Source organism: Streptococcus sp. k-378, from assembly GCF_013277505.1.
Lineage (GTDB): Bacteria > Bacillota > Bacilli > Lactobacillales > Streptococcaceae > Streptococcus > Streptococcus pseudopneumoniae.
Genome location: NZ_VMNC01000090.1, coordinates 1 through 19505, shown reverse-complemented (window position 1 = coordinate 19505; position 19505 = coordinate 1). Strand labels below are relative to the sequence as shown.

Annotated in this window: 20 protein-coding genes; 3 read left to right on the top strand and 17 right to left on the bottom strand. The window is 41.7% G+C overall.

The genetic code is table 11. The features are described 5' to 3' along the window. Positions 1-273: 273 nt before the first annotated feature. The 17 genes from HT719_RS09005 to nrdR all read right to left on the bottom strand — a co-directional run bounded on the left by HT719_RS09005 (position 274) and on the right by nrdR (position 17308). The gene (locus tag HT719_RS09005) at positions 274-1254 is read right to left on the bottom strand and encodes an acetylxylan esterase (RefSeq protein ID WP_023938360.1); all 981 of its coding nucleotides are present in this window, start codon (positions 1252-1254) and stop codon (positions 274-276) included. 316 nt (positions 1255-1570) lie between these two features. Continuing rightward, positions 1571-3586: an ATP-dependent DNA helicase RecG gene (gene recG / locus HT719_RS09000; protein ID WP_172928943.1), complete on the bottom strand. Its 2016-nt coding sequence runs from the start codon at positions 3584-3586 to the stop codon at positions 1571-1573. Positions 3587-3604: 18 nt separating this feature from the next. After that, complete coding sequence (gene alr / locus HT719_RS08995; protein WP_172928941.1) at positions 3605-4708, bottom strand: alanine racemase; 1104 nt, start codon at positions 4706-4708, stop codon at positions 3605-3607. Further along, positions 4698-5060, bottom strand: coding sequence for a holo-ACP synthase (acpS, locus tag HT719_RS08990; RefSeq protein ID WP_000634996.1), 363 nt, complete (start codon positions 5058-5060; stop codon positions 4698-4700). The genes alr and acpS overlap by 11 nt, the downstream gene beginning before the upstream one ends. Before the next feature lie 44 nt (positions 5061-5104). Next, the gene (locus tag HT719_RS08985; protein ID WP_000864063.1) at positions 5105-6136 is read right to left on the bottom strand and encodes a 3-deoxy-7-phosphoheptulonate synthase; all 1032 of its coding nucleotides are present in this window, start codon (positions 6134-6136) and stop codon (positions 5105-5107) included. A gap of 1 nt (position 6137) precedes the next feature. Next, positions 6138-7169 carry a 3-deoxy-7-phosphoheptulonate synthase gene (locus HT719_RS08980; RefSeq protein ID WP_000232197.1) on the bottom strand — a complete coding sequence of 344 codons (1032 nt, stop codon included), beginning with the start codon at positions 7167-7169 and terminating at the stop codon, positions 6138-6140. Between the two features lie 80 nt (positions 7170-7249). After that, entirely contained in the window at positions 7250-9763 is a 2514-nt protein-coding gene (gene secA, locus HT719_RS08975) for a preprotein translocase subunit SecA (protein ID WP_001274079.1), read from the bottom strand. Positions 9764-9908: 145 nt separating this feature from the next. Beyond that, positions 9909-10196, bottom strand: coding sequence for a hypothetical protein (locus tag HT719_RS08970; protein WP_000233474.1), 288 nt, complete (start codon positions 10194-10196; stop codon positions 9909-9911). Positions 10197-10206: 10 nt separating this feature from the next. Beyond that, positions 10207-10857 carry an ATP-binding cassette domain-containing protein gene (locus tag HT719_RS08965; RefSeq protein ID WP_172928940.1) on the bottom strand — a complete coding sequence of 217 codons (651 nt, stop codon included), beginning with the start codon at positions 10855-10857 and terminating at the stop codon, positions 10207-10209. 3 nt (positions 10858-10860) lie between these two features. Continuing rightward, positions 10861-11502 carry a hypothetical protein gene (locus tag HT719_RS08960; RefSeq protein ID WP_172928938.1) on the bottom strand — a complete coding sequence of 214 codons (642 nt, stop codon included), beginning with the start codon at positions 11500-11502 and terminating at the stop codon, positions 10861-10863. Next, positions 11495-12286, bottom strand: coding sequence for a hypothetical protein (locus tag HT719_RS08955; protein ID WP_172928936.1), 792 nt, complete (start codon positions 12284-12286; stop codon positions 11495-11497). The genes HT719_RS08960 and HT719_RS08955 overlap by 8 nt, the downstream gene beginning before the upstream one ends. A 31-nt stretch (positions 12287-12317) precedes the next feature. Then, complete coding sequence (locus HT719_RS08950; protein ID WP_166727819.1) at positions 12318-12653, bottom strand: hypothetical protein; 336 nt, start codon at positions 12651-12653, stop codon at positions 12318-12320. Between the two features lie 80 nt (positions 12654-12733). Beyond that, positions 12734-14044, bottom strand: coding sequence for a ribosome biogenesis GTPase Der (der, locus tag HT719_RS08945; protein WP_172928934.1), 1311 nt, complete (start codon positions 14042-14044; stop codon positions 12734-12736). A gap of 13 nt (positions 14045-14057) precedes the next feature. Next, the gene (locus tag HT719_RS08940) at positions 14058-14771 is read right to left on the bottom strand and encodes an NADPH-dependent oxidoreductase (RefSeq protein ID WP_172928932.1); all 714 of its coding nucleotides are present in this window, start codon (positions 14769-14771) and stop codon (positions 14058-14060) included. After that, a complete protein-coding gene (gene dnaI / locus HT719_RS08935; protein ID WP_172928930.1) occupies positions 14768-15664 on the bottom strand; it encodes a primosomal protein DnaI in 897 nt (298 codons plus the stop codon). Before dnaI ends, HT719_RS08940 begins: the two co-directional genes overlap by 4 nt. Next, positions 15665-16834: a replication initiation and membrane attachment family protein gene (locus tag HT719_RS08930; RefSeq protein ID WP_023940738.1), complete on the bottom strand. Its 1170-nt coding sequence runs from the start codon at positions 16832-16834 to the stop codon at positions 15665-15667. Further along, positions 16835-17308 carry a transcriptional regulator NrdR gene (gene nrdR, locus HT719_RS08925; RefSeq protein ID WP_172928928.1) on the bottom strand — a complete coding sequence of 158 codons (474 nt, stop codon included), beginning with the start codon at positions 17306-17308 and terminating at the stop codon, positions 16835-16837. 139 nt (positions 17309-17447) lie between these two features. Between nrdR and HT719_RS08920 the strand changes: the two genes are divergently transcribed. Genes HT719_RS08920 through HT719_RS08910 form a run of 3 tightly spaced genes read left to right on the top strand, consistent with a single transcriptional unit; the run spans position 17448 to position 19297 of the window. Further along, positions 17448-17813, top strand: coding sequence for a GntR family transcriptional regulator (locus HT719_RS08920; protein ID WP_050261182.1), 366 nt, complete (start codon positions 17448-17450; stop codon positions 17811-17813). A 4-nt stretch (positions 17814-17817) separates the two neighbouring features. Then, the gene (locus HT719_RS08915; protein WP_138705502.1) at positions 17818-18513 is read left to right on the top strand and encodes an ABC transporter ATP-binding protein; all 696 of its coding nucleotides are present in this window, start codon (positions 17818-17820) and stop codon (positions 18511-18513) included. A 16-nt stretch (positions 18514-18529) separates the two neighbouring features. Further along, a complete protein-coding gene (locus HT719_RS08910; RefSeq protein WP_166735317.1) occupies positions 18530-19297 on the top strand; it encodes a hypothetical protein in 768 nt (255 codons plus the stop codon). Positions 19298-19505: the final 208 nt, after the last annotated feature.

Sequence of the window (19505 nt, the reverse complement as noted above, 5' to 3'; positions counted from 1 at the left end):
CATACCTACGGCAAGGCGAAGCTGACGTGGTTTGAAGAGATTTTTGGAAAGTATTAACACCTACAGACAAGCCTGACGATAGCAAGAACTACCCTACTCGATAGGTATCGGCTTTTGCTTTCTGAAAAAAATTATTTTAAGCAATTTGACAAAGCTAGCAACAAAAAATTCTATAAATATTTCCATGATAAAACGCATAGTATCAAGTCTTCTTAATCCCCTGATACTATGCGTGTTTGTGATTTTTAAGATTTTGTGCCTAGAGTCGACTCCTTATTTTAGATATTTGAAAGGAATCTCACTCCCACAGAGCCAGTTATAAACCTGGTCATTGACAAAAACATTCATGGCTTCGTGGGCATACTCAGGCATGATGCGATAAGCCTTATCGCAGATCAAACGATTGTAAATCGCAAACTGGGTAATGGGATAGCAAACATCGTCGTCCAAGCCCGTAATCATCTTAACCTCACCTTGGATACGATGGGCAAGATTTTTGACATCGATATAGGCAAGGGTCGCCATGATTTCCTCCTCTGTTTCATGAAAAGGATCGTGGAACTTGAAATAACGGAAAAGTTCATCATAGGCCTCACTAGTATTGCCAATCTCAATCACCCGTCTGAAGTCTGACAAGAAGGGATAGATGGAAACTGTTTTCTGAATTCGAGGATTGAGCGCTGCTGCAACCAAAGCTAGAGCACCACCTTGAGAGGCACCATAGCTAGAAAGACGCTTCTCATCTACCTCAGGCAGATTAGCAATAATTTCAACCAACTGGTAAATATCCAGATAAACATCCTTATAAAAGAGGTGATCCCGACCCTCCACAGCACCACGGATAATATGTCCCTTAACCGTATTTCCTAGAGGAGAACGCAAACCGTCTTGTGAATAGCCCGACTGGCCTCGAACATCCATGGAAACAACACCGTAACCAGCTACGGTGAAGCCCAGCATGTCGGCCCAATCCCAGCCACGTCCCATATAACCATGAAAATGGAAGATTAGTGGAACCTTCTCCTCACTCTTTGGAAGAACAATGCGTGCATAAACCTTTCCTTCCTTGCTTCCTTCAAATGTTAACTCATAGCACTTGACTTGAGGAATGTGGAAATCTCTTTCCTCCAAGTGGTAGGATGGAGGTGTGGAAACATTTTTCACTTCCCCATCCCAGAAAGCATCAAAGTCTTCCGGAACCTCATCCCTTCCTCTATAGGTCTTAATTTCTTCTAGCAAAGCTGGATTTTTCATAGCATGCTCCTTTTATTTTGTAATCGTTACCACAACTGTAGCATATCTATGTAATCAATGCAAGAAAGAAGGGTAAATAGAAAGTGAATTTAGATTCTTTACTTTTAGGATGATGGGCTAAAAGTAGTTTTAGAAACGAAAAAAGAGCATTTCGCTCTCTCTTCTGTTTATACTAGTTTTTTGCTTCTTTCTTTTGAAAAGTGCTTGGGTAATTTACTTTAATCGTTACTGTCATATGAGAGTCCTCGTTTCTTTTTGATGACTCTAGTATAAGGGCCAAACCTGAAAGCTAGCTTAAGTTTTCCTTAGAGAAAGCTTAATCCAGATGTTCTTTCTTTTCCAGATGAAAGGCAATCATGCGCCACTCTGGATCCTCTTGCCAGCCTTCAATAGAACTAATGTAACTAGCAACTTTTCTAGCTTCTTCTAAAATCGGAAAATCCTCGATAATATCAGCCACTTGGAACTCTGGAAGCCCTGACTGTCTGGTTCCAAAAATCTCACCAGAACCACGCATTTTCAAATCTTCCTCCGCAAGGACAAAACCATTGGTGGTTTCTGTCATGATGCGCATGCGGTCTTTCCCAGAATCCGTCTTGGGATTGGCAACAAGAACAGCATAGGACTGCTTGTCCCCCCGACCCACACGACCTCTGAGCTGGTGAAGCTGACTAAGCCCGAAGCGATCGGCATCCATGATAATCATGACAGTCGCATTTGGAACATTGACCCCAACCTCGATAACCGTTGTTGAAACTAGAATATCTGTTTTTCTCTCCTTGAAATCCTGCATGATCTGGTCTTTTTCGTCACTCTTCATCTTACCATGTAGAAGAGCCACTTCTGCCTTACCTGCAAAATGAGCCGTCAACTCCTCTGATAAGGCAATGGCATTTTTCAAATCCAGAGCTTCTGATTCTTCAATCAAGGGAGAGATGACATAGGCTTGAGAACCTTTTTGAATTTCCCCCTCTAACCAAGTCAAGACCTGAGGTAAGTGCTCATGCTTGATCCAGCGTGTCACAATAGGCTTCCGACCTGCTGGCATCTGGTCGATAATGGAAACATCCATATCTCCGAAGGCTGTGATGGCCAGCGTCCGTGGAATGGGAGTCGCCGTCATCATGAGGACATCTGGATTGTCGCCTTTTTCCCGTAAAATACGCCTTTGCCCCACACCAAAACGGTGCTGTTCATCGATGATAATCAAGCCAAGGCGAGCATAATCCACTCCATCCTGAATCAGAGCGTGGGTTCCGATAATCAAATCAGCCTCACCCTTGGCAATGGTCTCCAAGACTTCTCTCTTTTCTGCAGCTTTTAAGGAACCTGTCAAGAGAGCCAGTTTCAAGTCTGGAAAAAGGTTCTGTAAACTCTCAAAATGTTGCTCTGCGAGAATTTCTGTTGGTACCATGAGGGCTGATTGGTAGCCAGCTGTCACTGCCGCAAACATAGCCAAGCCAGCGACCACCGTTTTTCCGCTCCCCACATCCCCTTGCAAGAGACGATTCATGTGGTGATCCGACTTCATGTCTGTCAAAATTTCCTGTAAACTCTTTTCTTGAGCTGGGGTCAAGGAAAAAGGTAGATTTTCTTTAACTACTGTCACTTTTTCCTGAGACCAATTCAGAACCAGACCACTTCCCTGAACTCTATTTTCAGACTTGAGCGTCTGCAATTGCATTTGAAAATAAAAGAGTTCCTCAAATTTGATACGGCGAAGAGCCTGCTTGTATTCTGCCAAATCCTTTGGAAAATGCATAGCTCGGACTGCCTGACAACGGGACATGAGTTTGTATTTGTCTAGTAAAGACTGGGGCAGATTTTCTTCTATCAAGAGGTCCAGTCCCTGATCAAAGGCTGTCTTGATAACTTTGACCAGACTGGCCTGACTGATTCCCTGAGCCAAGCGATAGACAGGTTGGAGATCATCTTCCACCTGAGCCAGGACCTTCATCCCAGTCAGACTAGCCTTGGCACGCTCCCATTTCCCAAAGACAGCAAGAGTTGCTCCCAACTCTATCTTATCTACTAGATAGGGCTGGTTAAAGAAGTTCACCGCAAAAACGACTTCTCCCTGCTTGAGGCTAAAGCGCAGACGATTGCGCTTGAAACCATAATACTGGACACTGGCAGGAGTCACTACTTGTCCAGACAGAACTGCCTTTTCTCCGTCTTCCAGCTCCAGCACTTGCTTGGTTTTGAAATCTTCATATCTGAAAGGAAAGTAAAGCAAGAGGTCTTGCAAGTTTTCAATTCCTAGTTTGGCGTATTTTTCTGCTGACTTTGGTCCCACACCAGGTAAGACATGCAAGGGTTGATGTAGATTCATGCTCCACTCCTTTCTTTTCTAATCATATTCTCTCGGAATGCGGTCGCTGAGAAGACAAACCACCTCATAGTTAATAGTCCCACGGTAGGACGCTACCTGAGTTGCAGTGATTTCCTTATCCCCATTGGAGCCAATCAAGGTTACCTTGGTTCCGAGTGGGTAAGGCTTAGGCAATCGAATAGTGATTTGGTCCATCGAAACCCTGCCGACAATTGGGCAAGCTTGGCCATCTACCAAGACGGAGAAATTTTCCATGTCTCTTGTCCATCCATCTGCATAGCCGATTGGCACGGTCGCGATGACCTGCTCGCTATCTGCCTGATAGGTCGCCCCGTAGCCCATGCAAGCTCCAGCTGAAACTGTCTTGACATGAACCAGAGCAGACTCCAAGGTCAAGGCTGGAATCAAGTTATAGGGTAAATCCAAGACCTCTCCGCTAGGATTAAGACCATACATAGCATCTCCCATACGAACCGCATTGAAAATAGTCTCTACATGCCAAAGAGTCGTTGCAGAATTGCTAGCATGAACCAGCTCTGGAAGACCTTTCATACTTGATAGAATGGTTTTAAACCGTTCTAACTGGGCATTAAAATAGTCATCTGATTCCTCATCAGCAGTCGCAAAGTGGGTAAAGATTCCTTCAACACGAACACCGTGTTGTCTGATCAAGTCTTGAGCCTGATCAGCCTCACTAGCCTCTCTAAAACCAATCCGTCCCATCCCTGAGTCAATCTTGAGGTGGACAGTCAAGCCAGTTAAATCTGCTTCCTTATCTAAGAGTGCTTGAATCCACTCCAATCCAGCCACTGTCAAGGTGATGTCATATTCTTTAGCTAGAGTAACAGCTTCTAGCTCAGAAACTCCTAAAATAAGGATTTTCTTGCTGAGTCCAGCTTGTCTGAGTTCAATAGCTTCATCAATATTGGAAACGCAAAAGCCATCGACATCATCTTGAATCGCATTGGCAACAGCTACTGCCCCATGCCCATAGGCATTGGCTTTGACCACTGCCCACTTGAGTGTCCCCTCAGGGATATGAGCCCCCATTTGCTGAATATTGTGTCGAATAGCTCCCAGATGAATCAGAGCCTTGGTTGGTCTATGCGGACTAGCTTTCATGATTTTCCTCCAAAATGACACTGGCTGTCACAAACTGATCGGTATGGCTGATAGATAGCCAAATTTTTCCTGAAAATGGTGACTGACTAAAATAAGGCGCCCCGCGTTCATTGTTTAAGACTTCTAAATCCTGAAAACCGAGCTTGCCAATTCCCGTTCCCATGGCCTTGGAAAAGGCTTCTTTAGCCGACCAGCGACCAGCCAAATATTCGATTTGCCTGCGCCCTTTAAGACTGTTAAACCGTTCCATTTCCTTGGCTGTCAGCACGCGCTTGGCAAAGCCTTCATGTCGTGCAGCCGCTCTTTCTATCGAAGCCAATTCTTCGATGTCAATTCCGTGTCCAACTATCATTCTCATCAAAAGGAGTTGAGATTCCCCAACTCCATCCTTTTCACTTATTCTGCCAAGGTAGCATAGATTTCTTCTACCAAAGCCTCTGTATTTTCCCAACCTAGGCAAGGATCTGTAATAGAGCAGCCAAAGACCTCTGGTTGGTTTTGACGACCATCTGCTAGGTAAGATTCAATCATAAATCCTCGAACTGTCTTTTTAATTTTCTCATTCCAATCACGATTTTGCAAGGTCTGGCGAACAATTCGAATCTGCTCCATATACTGCTTGCCTGAGTTATCATGGTTGGTATCAATGAGGATAAAGGGATTTTCAAGTCCCATGGTTTCATAGCGTTCAATGGCTTGGAGTAGGTTTTCATAGTAGTAATTCGGCATATAATTGCCATACTCGTTAACTGCTCCACGGAGGATGACATGGGACAAAGGATTACCTGAAGTCTCAACTTCCTGCCCATGATAAAGGAAGGTTTGCTTATTTTGAGCAGCATAGATGGCGTTAAACATAACACCCAAATTTCCTGAGGTTGGATTTTTCATCCCTACTGGTGCATCAATCCCAGAAGCCACAAAGCGGTGCTCTTGGTCTTCCACAGAACGAGCTCCAACAGCATGGTAGCTGACCAAGTCATCCACCAAAATTAGATTTGACGGATAAAGCATCTCATCTGCCGTCGTCAAACCAGTCTCTGTAATCACTCGGTAGTGCAACTGGCGCACAGCCTGCAAACCGTTAATCAGGCTTGGAGCCTTAGAAGTGTCTGGCTGGTGAACCAACCCTTTATAGCCGTCTCCGTTGGTACGAGGCTTAGCAGTATAAACGCGCATAACCATGAAAATCTTGTCCGCTACCTTCTTTTGCAAGGCTGACAAGCGGCGGGCATATTCCAAGACAGCTTCTTCATTATCAGAAGAGCAAGGACCAATTACCAAAAGGAGACGGTCATCTTCCCCTGAAATAATGTCTGCCAATTCCCTGTCACGGCTTTCCTTGAGTCTCAAGGCTTCCGCAGACAATTGGGTTTCAGCCTTAATGACTTCCATATCGATTTCTTGACCTTTTTCAATAAATGCCATCTTATTCTCCTAACGTTTTGTAAATTTCTCTGACAAGAGCCTCTGTGTTATCCCAACCCAAGCAAGGGTCTGTGATAGACTTACCAAATACTTCTGGCTCATTTTGTCGACCATCTTCCAGATAAGACTCAATCATAAAACCACGAACGAACTGCTTAATTTTTTCATTCCAAGCACGGTTAATCAAGGTCTGGCGGACAATTCGGATCTGTTCAATATACTGCTTACCAGAATTGTCATGATTGGTATCAATGATGATAAAAGGATTTTCCAAGCCCATTTTCTCATACTGGGCAATGGTCTCAATTAAATTGTCATAATAGTAGTTGGGAATATTGTTACCATACTCATTAAGAGCACCACGAAGAATAGCGTGTGAAAGCGGGTTCCCAGTTGTTTCTACTTCTTTTCCTAAGAAAAGGAAACTTTGTTTGTTTTGAGCAGCATAAATCCCATTAAACATGACATTGAGATTTCCAGAGGTTGGATTTTTAAAACCAGTAGAAAATCCTGCCCCACTTGCCACAAAGCGGTGTTGCTGGTCTTCAACTGAACGGGCACCAACCGCCATATAAGAAATCAAATCATCTACAAGCGGCAGATTTTCAGGATAAAGCATTTCATCAGCTGTTGTCATACCTGTTTCCGTGATGACACGATAATGAAGATGGCGAACGGCTTTGATTCCATTGATAAGACTAGGCGCTTCTGTCGCGTTAGGCTGGTGAATCAATCCCTTATAGCCATCTCCGTTGGTACGAGGTTTGGCAGTATAAACACGCATAACCATAAAGATACGATCTGCCACTTCTTCTTGTAGGACTGCCAAACGCTTAGCGTATTCAAGGACAGCTTCTTCGTTGTCAGATGAGCACGGACCGATTACCAAGAGAATCCGCTGGTCTTCTCCACGCATGATGGCTTCTAGCTCTTGATCGCGCTGTGATTTTCTCTCCAAAGCTTGGCCTTCTAATTTTGATAAGGCACGAACTTCTTCGATATTTATTTTAGGACTTTTTGCTGTAAATACCATAAGTCATCTCCTTATAAAACAAACGGATACCAAGTAAAAATTTACTTTTCACAAGATATCCGCCTCTAAACTATCTCATTTTATTGTCTTTTACCGTGACAATTTTTAAACTTCTTACCAGAACCACATGGGCAAAGTTGATTGCGTCCAATCTGGCTCAAATCCAAATCTTCTGGCATACTTGCTTGGTGAGCAGCGATATTGCGAGTCGCTGTTGTACTGATATGGCGTTCTGCCTGTGGTCTTTCTTGTTCATGAATTTGTGCTTTCATCATCAAGCGTGTCACATCAAACTCAATCGAACCAATCATATCATTAAACATACGGAAACCTTCTGCCTGATACTCAACAACAGGGTTGTTCTGAGCATAACCACGAAGTCCAACCGCGTTACGCAATTGATCAAGGGCATCGATATGATCTGTCCACTTGTTATCCACCACTCGTAGAATCAAAACTTTTTGGAATTCTTTAACTGCTTCTTCATCGCGTAGTTTTGAAACCTGACTATCATAAACCTTCAAGGCACGTTGAAAAAGCTCTTCCTTGATGGCCTTATCAGACAAGCCTGACAAATCTTCCATCGTAATAGAATCTTCTGGAAGCAAGTTGTACTTAGCAAAGTTCAAAATTGCTTCAAGTTTTTCATCTTGTTTGGCACGCGCATGACCATCGACGACACGTTCAATCGTGCGTTTGTGCATAGCCTGAATTTCAGGTGCCAAGTCACGGTCTGCAGTGATGACATCGTAACGTTGAGCATAGATAATCTCACGTTGTTCACGCATGACATCGTCGTATTGAAGGACTTGTTTACGGGTATCGTAGTTATTTCCTTCGACACGTTTCTGAGCTGCCTCAACCTGACGCGTCAACATACGAGACTCAATGGCCTCTTCAGACATATTCAAGCGTTCAAATATGCCTTTCAAGCGTTCAGAACCAAAACGTTTCATCAAATCATCTTCAAGAGAGAGGTAGAATTGTGACTCACCTGGATCTCCTTGACGACCTGAACGTCCACGAAGCTGGTTATCGATACGACGACTTTCATGACGTTCTGTACCAATCACACAAAGTCCTCCAAGTTCACGAACACCTTCACCAAGCTTGATGTCGGTACCACGACCCGCCATGTTGGTTGCGATGGTAACGGCACCACGTTGACCAGCATTCATGATGATTTGGGCTTCTCTATAGTGATTTTTGGCATTCAAGACTTCGTGAGGAACACCAGCTGCGACCAATTTCTTAGAAATGTAGTCACTAGTTTCAACCGCTACTGTACCAACCAAGACAGGCTGACCCTTTTGGTAACGAGCCTTAACGTCTTCGACAACCGCTTTAAACTTAGATTCGATACTTGCATAAAGAAGGTCTGAGTGGTCAATACGTTGAACAGGACGGTTTGTTGGGATTGGAATCACACGAATGTTGTAGATTTCACGGAATTCTTCTTCTTCAGTCTTACCTGTACCCGTCATACCAGACAATTTCTTGTACATACGGAAAAGGTTTTGATACGTGATTGAGGCAGATGTCTTGGTTTCATCCTGGATTGGCACACCTTCTTTGGCTTCAATAGCTTGGTGCAAGCCATCAGAATAACGACGACCTTCCATGGTACGACCTGTAAATTGGTCGACAATCAAGATTTCTTGCTCTTCGCTCACCACATAGTCAATATCGAGAAGCATGATGTAGTTGGCACGAAGGGCGTTATCGATAAAGTGAGTCAAAGCCACGTTTTCGATGTCATAGAGATTTTCAAGCTTGAAGTAGCTTTCAGCCTTGTCAATCCCTGAATCAGACAAACCAATAGTCTTAGACTGCACATCGATGATGTAGTCATCTTTGTCCAAAGATTTTACATAGTGGTCTGCCATGTGGTAGAGCTGACTGGTTTCAACTGCATTAGCTCCTGATACGATCAAAGGTGTACGGGCTTCGTCAATCAAGATTGAGTCAACCTCATCGACCAAGGCATAGTTAAGCGGACGTTGTACCATGTTTTCAGCACGAACGACCATGTTGTCACGAAGGTAGTCAAATCCGATTTCTGAGTTGGTTGAGTATGTAATATCACACTCATAGGCTTCTTTTTTCTCCATTGGAGATTTGGCAGCCAAGTTAATCCCTACTGACAAGCCAAGCCATGAGTACAATTCACCCATCTCAGTCGCGTCACGTTCTGATAGGTATTCGTTAACCGTAACTACGTGAACCCCTTTGCCTGAAAGGGCATTGAGGTATACCGGCATAGTCGCAGTCAAGGTTTTCCCTTCCCCTGTACGCATCTCTGGCACGTCACCATGGTGAAGAACGATCCCCCCCATGACCTGAACCTTATATGGGAAGAGACCTAGGACACGTTTGGCACCCTCACGGACAACCGCAAATGCTTCATAAAGCAATGAATCCAGCGATTCTCCATTTTGATAACGTTCTTTAAATTCAACTGTTTTTGCTTTTAGTTGGTCATCAGTCAAAGCAGCCATTTGGTCTTCGTATTTGAAAACCTTGTCAGCCATCTTTTCCAGACGACGGATTTCTCCTTTATCATTTTCGATAATTGTTTTTAAAATATTAGCCATGTTTTTCCTTACTTTAAATTCCGAATATTTTAGAATGTTCTTTTAATTTTAGCACAATTACTGATTATTTTCAAGGAAGAATCCCCATTTTGAACAGGAAAAAGAGGCTAGTTTTCAAGCTAACCTCTCTGACTTTTATGATACTTTAATTACCAAAAATTGGCAAAAGAGCAAACAGGATAAATAGGTTTATCCAAAGAGAAAGACAGCAGATCAGTCCAAAACCAAAGAGACTGACTTTCTTGGACAGCAAGGCCATCAAAATGGACAGAATGCCAAAAATTAGCAAGACTTTCTGTATGCTGAAGAGGTCAATCTTCCCCCCCAGAATCGGACTGCCCCAAGGAAGAAAGAAGAAAGCAAGCCAGATTAGCAGAACTAAACCAATATAAACCTTGGAATAGCGTGTAATAAATGATTTTAGATGTACCATAAGCTACCTCCTAAGCTTGTATATCTTTTGAATACTGTATATGCCCATTTTCGACAACTAATACATCTGTACAAAGGTCTGAAATATCTTCCGATATGTGCGACGTCAGGATAACCAGACCATTTTCTTTTTTCAGGTAAGATAAAATGACCTGTTTAGTTAACCTCACACTCTTCTCATCCAAGGCATTCATAGGTTCATCGAGAAAGAGTATAGAAGGAGAGGAAATAAAGGCTTGAATCAAGGCCATTTTTTGCTTTGTTCCTAAGGATAAATGACGGTATTCAACATCTTCAAATTCCTGTAAATCATAGTATTGAATCCAATCGGCAATTCTTTTTTCCGTAACTTTAGATGAAAAATACCTTAACAGTTCCAAATTTTCTCTCAGGGATAAATGAGATAAAAACTCGACTTTTTCAATTAAAACCCCTGCATCCTGAATATAATGATTTTTTATCCCGTAGACTTCCCCATCTTGAAGAACTTTTCCTTTATCAAGCTTAATATAACCAGCAAGTACCTTTAAAAGAACTGTCTTGCCAGATCCATTATCACCTTTAAGGCCATAAATTTTTCCTGATTGAAACACCAAATTCAACTGATTTAAAATAGGTCTTTTCCCATAAATTTTCTGTCCATTTATAATTTCAAGTCTCATCGTTTATCCTTTCTTAAATTTCTCTTCCAAGCGACTAACAATCAATATAACTAATAAACTTAGGAGTACTAAATACACTGTTACAATATGATCCATCATCCATTCTTGTCCCACAAATGCTAAAAAATAGAGAAAAAAGGAAAAACCAGCGCCCGCACTAATCAGTGCTATCAGATAAGAAAGTAGCAAGTACAAGATCGTTAACTGAGCAAGTAAAAAGAAAAGTGTGACTGTTTTGAAATGAATTCCTAGCGGAAGTAAACCAAGAAACCAGACAAATAAATCTTGAATAAAAAATTTAGAAATGACAACCAATCGTTTCCTTGTATAATCGAAAAAGGAGCTTGATTGATAGCGAATCAAGTGATAGTAGTAATCTGCCAAATCAGTTTCAAGCAAAATAACAGAGAGCCATCCAACCATGAAAATCGAAAGGTTTAACAAGAGTTTGGGGATTTCTAAATTCGCTTCAGAATAGTCATTATAGGAAAAGATTGAAATCAATTCCCTCTTGAAAAAGAGAAAAACATCCTGCTTTTGAACCGCTATTGACAATAGATAGTTAATCAAAATCATCATCAGAACTATACGAAGTAGTAAAACGATCTTTCTCTTTAGCCAAATATTGTTAAAGTTCTTAAACATTATCTTCATATTTTTTAAGTACCATATAGGGGACAATATAAAGGATATAAGGAGTAAAGAGTCTCATCAAACTTACATCCCCATAGCTAGCTTGCATCAAACTCGTCATAGGAACCATATAGTAAGGCAAGGCACTATAGAGTAACATAGAACCAAGCCAAAGAAACATCAAATAGGCGATTGCCGAACGAGTCACATTCCCTAAATAATCAACTATTTTTAAAAAATAGACCGTATTGATGAAGATACCGATTAGAAGGACACAAGTAAAGAACAAATAGCTTGTTATCTCTCCATCCAAGAACCTTTGTAAACTACTCCCATTAGAAAATAGAGAATTCCATTCAAGAGGAGAAAAAGTCCCAAAGAAATAGGTTACAATTGCAATTATCAGCACAGTCACTAAATATATCAAACAAGGGATACTTGCAACTTGCAAAGTCAACTTTCTTTTTAACCCTTGATAGCTCACTTCTCTTCCAATACTCAATCGTAAAACTTTATTTTTCAGCTCAATATATTGAAAACCTAGCAAAACAATGATGATTGGAATAATAAATGATTGATAAAAACCTAGATTGAACTGGAGAATACGAAAATCTAATGCTGATTTTAATAAGTCATTTTTAATTGCTTGTCCATCGAATTTAGCTAGATCGGGCGCATGAATATCAAAAAAGAAATAAGTCATCAAAACATCACGATAAACCAAAGCAAGAAAAAGCAAAGTAAGCAAGACATAAACAAATTTATGCCTTGCCAAAGTTAAGAGAGGAATCTTCATAAGCCACCTCCTATTAAAAAACCGATATAAATCAATGCCTCCCCGCTTTAGACTTCCCTAACTCCTTTCTTAGTCTAAGCATTTTTTTGAAACAAGAATAAGTTAACCTATTCAGACCAATAGCTAGCAGAATAAAAAGAAACCAAATGCCCCATAACTTGATATCTGTCACATTTCTCAAGACGATATTGAAAAACAGAACTGAAATAACTGTCCAAGCAAGGCTAAAAAGAGCATAGAGGGGGATGTAAAACCAGTAAAAATAGTAAAAAATTGGGAAAAATTTACTTTCTCTATTATCCTTTTCAATCCAATTGAAAAAGTAAAACCAGGGCAATAAGATTATAAATTTAAACAAATGTTTCATCGATACCTCCTTTTTGATAGCGTTTTCTATTATTTTATTATATCAAAAAAATCTGGAAATGTCATTCCAGATTCTACTTTTTATTTGCGTTTTCTTGCGATGAGATGAATCGGTGTTCCCTCAAAAACAAAGGCCTTGCGGATTTGATTTTCCAAGAAACGCAGGTAAGAAAAGTGCATGAGTTCTTCTTCATTGACAAAGATGACAAAGGTTGGTGGTTTGGTTGCCACTTGGGTCGCATAGAAAATCTTGAGATGTTTTCCTTTGTCTGTCGGTGTTGGGTTGATGGCAATGGCATCCATGATGACATCGTTCAAGACAGCTGATGGAATACGTGTATTTTGACTTTCACTGATTTGCTTAATCATCTCAGGAAGTTTATGGAGGCGTTGCTTGGTCAAAGCTGATACAAAGATAATCGGTGCGTAAGGTAGATATTGGAACTGCTCACGGATATCTTCTTCCCAGTTTTTCATAGTGTGGTTGTCTTTTTCAAGTGTATCCCACTTGTTGACCACGATAATCATTCCTTTACCAGCTTCATGGGCAAAACCTGCGATACGCTTATCGTATTCACGGATGCCTTCTTCCGCATTGATGACCATCAAGACCACATCAGAGCGGTCAATAGCTCGCATGGCACGCATGACAGAGTATTTCTCAGTATTTTCATAAACCTTACCAGACTTACGCATACCAGCCGTATCAATCATGGTAAACTCTTGACCATCTGTATCTGTAAAGTGGGTATCAATGGCATCACGAGTTGTTCCAGCAACAGGACTAGCAATAACACGGTCTTCACCCAAGATAGCATTGATCAAACTTGATTTTCCAACGTTTGGACGACCAATCAGGCTAAACTTAATGACATCTGGATTTTCTTCTTCATATTCATTTGGAAGGTTTTCCACAATCGCATCTAGTACATCCCCTGTACCGATACCATGGACAGATGAGATAGGCAGCGGTTCACCCAAACCGAGGGCATAGAAATCATAGATATCATTTCGCATCTCAGGGTTGTCCACCTTGTTAACTGCGAGGATAACTGGTTTGTGGGTCTTATAAAGCTTACGGGCTACGTATTCGTCTGCATCGGTAATTCCTTCCTTACCGGACACGACAAAGACGATAACATCTGCTTCTTCCATGGCAATTTCTGCCTGGTGCTTGATTTGTTCCATGAAAGGAGCATCGACATCATCAATTCCTCCTGTATCAATCATGCTAAAAGAACGATTGAGCCACTCACCCGTTGCATAGATACGGTCACGTGTCACTCCTTCGACATCCTCTACAATGGAGATTCGCTCACCAGCGATCCGATTAAATAGGGTTGATTTCCCAACATTGGGACGTCCTACAATGGCAATAGTGGGTAGGGCCATAATTTCTCACTTTCTACAATAACTTCTTCTGTTCAAGATTTTTTCTAGTTGAGCTTGGTTCTGCTTGACCAAACTGTTCTGCTAGGCGCTGACTCCAGCTTGTGGTCGCACGCGCCCCAGCATAGTCAGCCTGAACACGGTCATAAGCTTGGATTGCCTCAGTTGACTGTTCTTGGTATTCTTCCTCAAAGACAACATTCTCTAGTGGCAGTCTCGGTTTCATATCATGATGTTGATTTGGCACACCCAGTGCCATCCCAAAGACAGAATAGGTGTAGTCAGGTAGGTTAAAGAGCTCTGCCACTTCTTCAGACTTGTATCGAACCAAACCGATAATCACACCACCATAGCCCAAGCTTTCAGCTGCCAACAAGGCGTTTTGTCCAGCAAGAGCTGCATCGACCGAACTAATCAAGAGACCTTCCACACCTTGGGGTTGGAAGGTGTCGGTATGAAGTCGGGCTCCCTTTTCTGCTCGGTTCAAATCTCCGACAAAGAGAAGGAAAACAGCAGACTGGCGAATGGCTTCTTGAGATACCAATTCATACAAGGCATCTTTCTTCTCTTGACTTCGTACCACAATCACAGAGTAGGATTGGAAATTCTTCCAAGATGATGCCATCTGGGCTGCTGTCAAAATCTCATTTAAGTCTACTTGGGGAATTTCTTGCTCCTTAAACCTGCGCACTGAAGTATGAGCCTTCATCAATTTAATGGTTTCTGTCATCGACGGTTTACTCCTTCTAAACGAGTCTCCTCAGCCAAATAACGGATGCGTTCCATGACCCGTCTGGCTTCCCAGGTTTCGTCATTTCCATGTTTCCCTTTCGCAAAATGCTGCTCCAATTCTTCAAAGTTGAAGTTGGAGGTAAAAAAGGTCGGTAAATTTTCCTGCATCCGATGTTGAAGAATGACCTGCAGGATTTCATCACGTACCCAAGCTGTTGATTGCTCGGCACCAATATCATCTAAAATCAGGACTTCAGACAGTTTAAGTTCATCCACTAAGGTCTTAACATTACCATCACCGATAGCATTTTTGACATCAATGACAAAACTAGGATAATGGAGGAGAGTGGAGGAGACACCACGTTTTTCTGATAAATCATGAGCCAAGGCAGCCACCATAAAACTTTTGCCCACACCAAAATCTCCATATAGGTAAAGACCTTTTCGAATAGCTGGATATTGCTCCACGAAGGCTAATAGCTTTTCAAAAACTGGCAAGCGACCCAAATCATCCAAGTCTACTTGAGCCAAACTAGCTTTCCTGAGACTGGCTGGCAGATTGATTAACTTGAGACGGTTCTTAATAGCCGCTTCTTTTTCAGCCGCGATTAGTTCAGGAGTTTCTTCGTAAGAAACGTCCGCATAGCCATGATTCATAACCAAAATCGGCTTGTATCCTTTGGCAATATAATCCGTATCACCACGGAGAAACTTGTCACGCTCGGTGATATATTGATTAAACTTGGAGATACTGCGATTCAATTCCTCTGGAGTCAGGGATTCTTGCTGGATAAAGGCCGCAACATCAGGGTCCTTCATGATTTTCTGGACCAAATCTTGATAATGAAAACGGCTAGGTTGACGTTTGAGTACGTCTCCGACACTTTCCATCTAATCTCCTCCTTTTTCTAATCGAGCTAATAGTTCTTGTTTCTTACGTTCTAGTTCCAGACGAGTTTCCTCGCTGGTTTCATTCTTGTAATCTGGATTACTCCACTTGGGTACATTGGACTTGGTAGGACTCGGTTTACTAGTCTTTTGAGCCTGACTCTTTTGCCCACGCTCACGGATGCGCAAGACTGCCTCTTCTGCCGAATGAATCTTTTGATAGGCATAGTCATTAGCTACCTTCATGGCATATTTCTCATTGATATTTGCCGAATCCACCTTATTAAAGGTCAATAAGAGAATGATATTGATGACTTCGTCCAGCAAGCCCAAGCCAGCCATCTGTTGCAAGAGTTCTCTTTCTGTTTGAGTGATGGTTCCCTTGCGTGTTTGCTTGATTTCTGCCAAGAACTGCAGGGCAGTCTTACTTTTGGCTTCTTTGATAATGGTTGCTTCCTTAGGACTAAAGTCAGAGGAAACCTGTTTTTGAGCGATTTTTTCCCGCATGCGTTTGGTTGAAATAACCTGGGAAACAGCTGTTGACTTGGCCAATTGATAAGTTTCAAACCAAGTCCATTTCTTCTCCTCAGCAATAGCAAAGAGGTCTAAGACATCGGACTGCTCATCCGCAAAGCGAAGCCCATCTCGAGCCATAAGCTGACGAAAATGGTCTAAGTCAAAATCGTTGGCCACTTTCTTCTTGAGACCAAGGTTTTCTTGACTTCCCAGTTCTACCAAGTCTGGAAAGACTTGATTGAGTGAGACAGGTATTTCTTCTCCCTCAGCACTCTCAACTTTCAAATCCTCCACAGCGGCATCGCCAATCTTTTTCTCCAAAAGTCTGCGATAAACAGAATGCTCCAAGAAGTCTTGACTAGATAGAGGTGCATGGATAGCTAGCTGATAAACATCCCCCTTTTGATAGAGGGTTAAGAGATTGAAAGCAGATAGGATTTTCAAGGATTTTATCAATCTATCCATTCCAAAGTTGAGATGGTTAAGAATGCTTGAAAAAAGATATTCCTTTCTGCCATTATCCCAAAAACTAATCGTATAAAGATAAAGGCTCAGTGCCTCCTGACCGATAATCGGGAGGTAGCACTGTACCAGAGATGAGGTATCTTGCGACACCCGATTATTCTTTAGATAAGAAAAACGGTCAATTGGCTTCATTTATCTTTCCTTTTTCTTTTTAGAGGACTGGGTGATTTGTTGGAGCAGACTCTCTAACTCACTGACATCCTTAAAACTACGATAGACACTGGCAAAACGTACATAGGTAATCTCATCCAATTCAGCCAACTCCTCCATGACGAGTGAACCAATGTCCTCACTTTGAATTTCATTTTCATTTCGACCATGGAGTTTCTGTTCGATACGATTGACTACCATGTTGATTTCATCACTTGACACAGGACGTTTCTGGGCTGAGCGGATAATCCCATTAAAGATTTTATCTCTGGAGAATTGTTCCCGTGTGCCATCTTTTTTAACAACCACTAAGGTTCTTTCTTCTACTCGTTCGTAGGTTGTAAAACGATGCTGGCATTCGTCGCACTCGCGTCTTCTACGAATGGTGTTCCCTTCTTCTGCTTGGCGACTATCGATAACACTTGACTTGGTAGCCCCACATTTTGGACAACGCATCCTTTCCCTCCTTATCGTTTTCTTTTCATTATACCATTTTTTAAGCGATTCCCAAAACAATTCTTCTTTTTGATTGACAAGTTTTTTGTTTTGTTGTATTATTTAATTAAGACAAAGAGATGAAAGAAAGGAGACCAAGATGTCCTGGACATTTGACAACAAAAAACCCATTTATTTACAGATTATGGAGAAAATCAAGCTTCAGATTGTTTCCCATACACTGGAACCCAATCAACAACTTCCGACCGTGAGAGAGCTAGCTAGCGAGGCAGGGGTCAATCCAAACACCATCCAAAGAGCCTTGTCAGACCTTGAACGAGAAGGATTTGTCTACAGTAAGCGAACAACTGGACGATTTGTGACTGAGGATAAGGAGCTAATCGCCCAATCGCGCAAACAATTATCGGAAGAAGAATTGGAACACTTCGTTTCCTCCATGACCCATTTTGGCTATGAAAAAGAAGAACTACCAAGCGTAGTCGGCGATTATATTAAAGGAGTTTAAGCCTATGTCATTACTAGCATTTGAAAATGTATCCAAATCATATGGAGCAACACCAGCCCTTGAAAATGTTTCCCTTGAGATCCCAGCTGGAAAAATTGTTGGTCTCCTTGGCCCAAACGGCTCAGGAAAAACAACCCTGATTAAACTAATCAATGGCCTCTTGCAACCAGATCAAGGACGTGTCCTGATCAACGACATGGATCCAAGCCCAGCAACCAAGGCTATCGTAGCTTATTTGCCGGATACGACCTATCTCAATGAGCAAATGAAGATCAAAGAAGCCCTAACCTACTTCAAGACCTTCTATAAAGATTTCAATCTTGAACGCGCCCATCATCTACTTGCAGACCTCGGTATTGATGAAAATAGTCGTCTCAAGAAACTATCAAAAGGAAACAAGGAAAAAGTCCAATTGATTTTGGTTATGAGCCGTGATGCTCGTCTCTACGTTTTGGACGAACCCATTGGTGGGGTGGATCCAGCAGCCCGTGATTATATCCTCAATACCATCATCAACAACTACTCCCCAACTTCTACCGTTTTGATTTCTACCCACTTGATTTCAGATATCGAGCCAATCTTGGATGAAATTGTCTTCCTCAAAGACGGAAAAGTCGTTCGTCAAGGCAATGTAGACGATATTCGCTATGAGTCGGGTGAATCCATTGACCAACTCTTCCGTCAGGAATTTAAGGCTTAAGCAAAGGAGATTATTTATGTTTTGGAATTTAATTCGCTACGAATTTAAAAATGTTAACAAGTGGTATTTAGCCCTCTACGCAGCCGTGCTAGTCCTTTCAGTCCCCCTAGGAATGCAAGGACACTACTATAATTATATATCTTTCAAAGATAGCCAACCTTTCCTATTTATCTTTCTGGCTCTCGTCTTTGGTGGCTTGATAATTACACTTGGGATTTCAACCATTTTCTTGATTATCAAACGCTTCAAAGGTAGTGTCTATGACCGCCAAGGCTATCTGACTTTGACCTTGCCAGTTTCTGAGCACTATATCATCACTGCTAAATTAGTCGGAGCCTTTATCTGGTCTATACTTAGCTCGGCTGTACTGGCTCTAAGTGCTTTTCTTATTGTGACTATAACGGTTCCAGAATGGATGTCACATTATGACTTGTTCCCACTTGTAGGAACATACCTTCCTCAACTCTCTCTTGTGGGGTTATCCTTCCTACTAAATACCGTTTCTGGAATCCTCTGCATCTACTTGGCTATTTCCATTGGACAGCTTTTCAATGAATACCGTACAGCACTCGCTGTTGCAGCCTACATTGGGATCCAAATCGTCATTGGCTTTATTGAAGTCTTCTTCAATACCAGTACTAACTTCTATGTCAATTCACTTGCAGGATTTAATGATAATTTCTATATGGGAGCAAGCATAGGCATTGTTGAAGAACTCATATTCATAGCTATCTTTTATCTCGGAACCTACTATATTTTGAGAAACAAGGTTAACTTGCAATAGTTTTAAAATCAAAAAGGATAACATCTCATCACAGAGAGGCTATCCTTTTTGATTTTATCTCATTTTCCGTCTAACTTTATCTTACAGACGAATCCTTCTAACCAATTAATACTCTTCGAAAATCTCTTCAAACTACATCAGCTTCACCTTGCCGTAGGTATGGTTACTGACTTCGTCAGTTCTATCCACAACCTCAAAACCATGTTTT

Bases quoted from the DNA above. Each gene is read 5' to 3' on its own strand.
- HT719_RS09005 (WP_023938360.1), bottom strand. From the start codon at position 1,254: ATGAAAAATCCAGCTTTGCTAGAAGAAATTAAGACCTATAGAGGAAGG.
- recG (WP_172928943.1), bottom strand. From the start codon at position 3,586: ATGAATCTACATCAACCCTTGCATGTCTTACCTGGTGTGGGACCAAAG.
- alr (WP_172928941.1), bottom strand. From the start codon at position 4,708: ATGAAAGCTAGTCCGCATAGACCAACCAAGGCTCTGATTCATCTGGGA.
- acpS (WP_000634996.1), bottom strand. From the start codon at position 5,060: ATGATAGTTGGACACGGAATTGACATCGAAGAATTGGCTTCGATAGAA.
- HT719_RS08985 (WP_000864063.1), bottom strand. From the start codon at position 6,136: ATGGCATTTATTGAAAAAGGTCAAGAAATCGATATGGAAGTCATTAAG.
- HT719_RS08980 (WP_000232197.1), bottom strand. From the start codon at position 7,169: ATGGTATTTACAGCAAAAAGTCCTAAAATAAATATCGAAGAAGTTCGT.
- secA (WP_001274079.1), bottom strand. From the start codon at position 9,763: ATGGCTAATATTTTAAAAACAATTATCGAAAATGATAAAGGAGAAATC.
- HT719_RS08970 (WP_000233474.1), bottom strand. From the start codon at position 10,196: ATGGTACATCTAAAATCATTTATTACACGCTATTCCAAGGTTTATATT.
- HT719_RS08965 (WP_172928940.1), bottom strand. From the start codon at position 10,857: ATGAGACTTGAAATTATAAATGGACAGAAAATTTATGGGAAAAGACCT.
- HT719_RS08960 (WP_172928938.1), bottom strand. From the start codon at position 11,502: ATGTTTAAGAACTTTAACAATATTTGGCTAAAGAGAAAGATCGTTTTA.
- HT719_RS08955 (WP_172928936.1), bottom strand. From the start codon at position 12,286: ATGAAGATTCCTCTCTTAACTTTGGCAAGGCATAAATTTGTTTATGTC.
- HT719_RS08950 (WP_166727819.1), bottom strand. From the start codon at position 12,653: ATGAAACATTTGTTTAAATTTATAATCTTATTGCCCTGGTTTTACTTT.
- der (WP_172928934.1), bottom strand. From the start codon at position 14,044: ATGGCCCTACCCACTATTGCCATTGTAGGACGTCCCAATGTTGGGAAA.
- HT719_RS08940 (WP_172928932.1), bottom strand. From the start codon at position 14,771: ATGACAGAAACCATTAAATTGATGAAGGCTCATACTTCAGTGCGCAGG.
- dnaI (WP_172928930.1), bottom strand. From the start codon at position 15,664: ATGGAAAGTGTCGGAGACGTACTCAAACGTCAACCTAGCCGTTTTCAT.
- HT719_RS08930 (WP_023940738.1), bottom strand. From the start codon at position 16,834: ATGAAGCCAATTGACCGTTTTTCTTATCTAAAGAATAATCGGGTGTCG.
- nrdR (WP_172928928.1), bottom strand. From the start codon at position 17,308: ATGCGTTGTCCAAAATGTGGGGCTACCAAGTCAAGTGTTATCGATAGT.
- HT719_RS08920 (WP_050261182.1), top strand. From the start codon at position 17,448: ATGTCCTGGACATTTGACAACAAAAAACCCATTTATTTACAGATTATG.
- HT719_RS08915 (WP_138705502.1), top strand. From the start codon at position 17,818: ATGTCATTACTAGCATTTGAAAATGTATCCAAATCATATGGAGCAACA.
- HT719_RS08910 (WP_166735317.1), top strand. From the start codon at position 18,530: ATGTTTTGGAATTTAATTCGCTACGAATTTAAAAATGTTAACAAGTGG.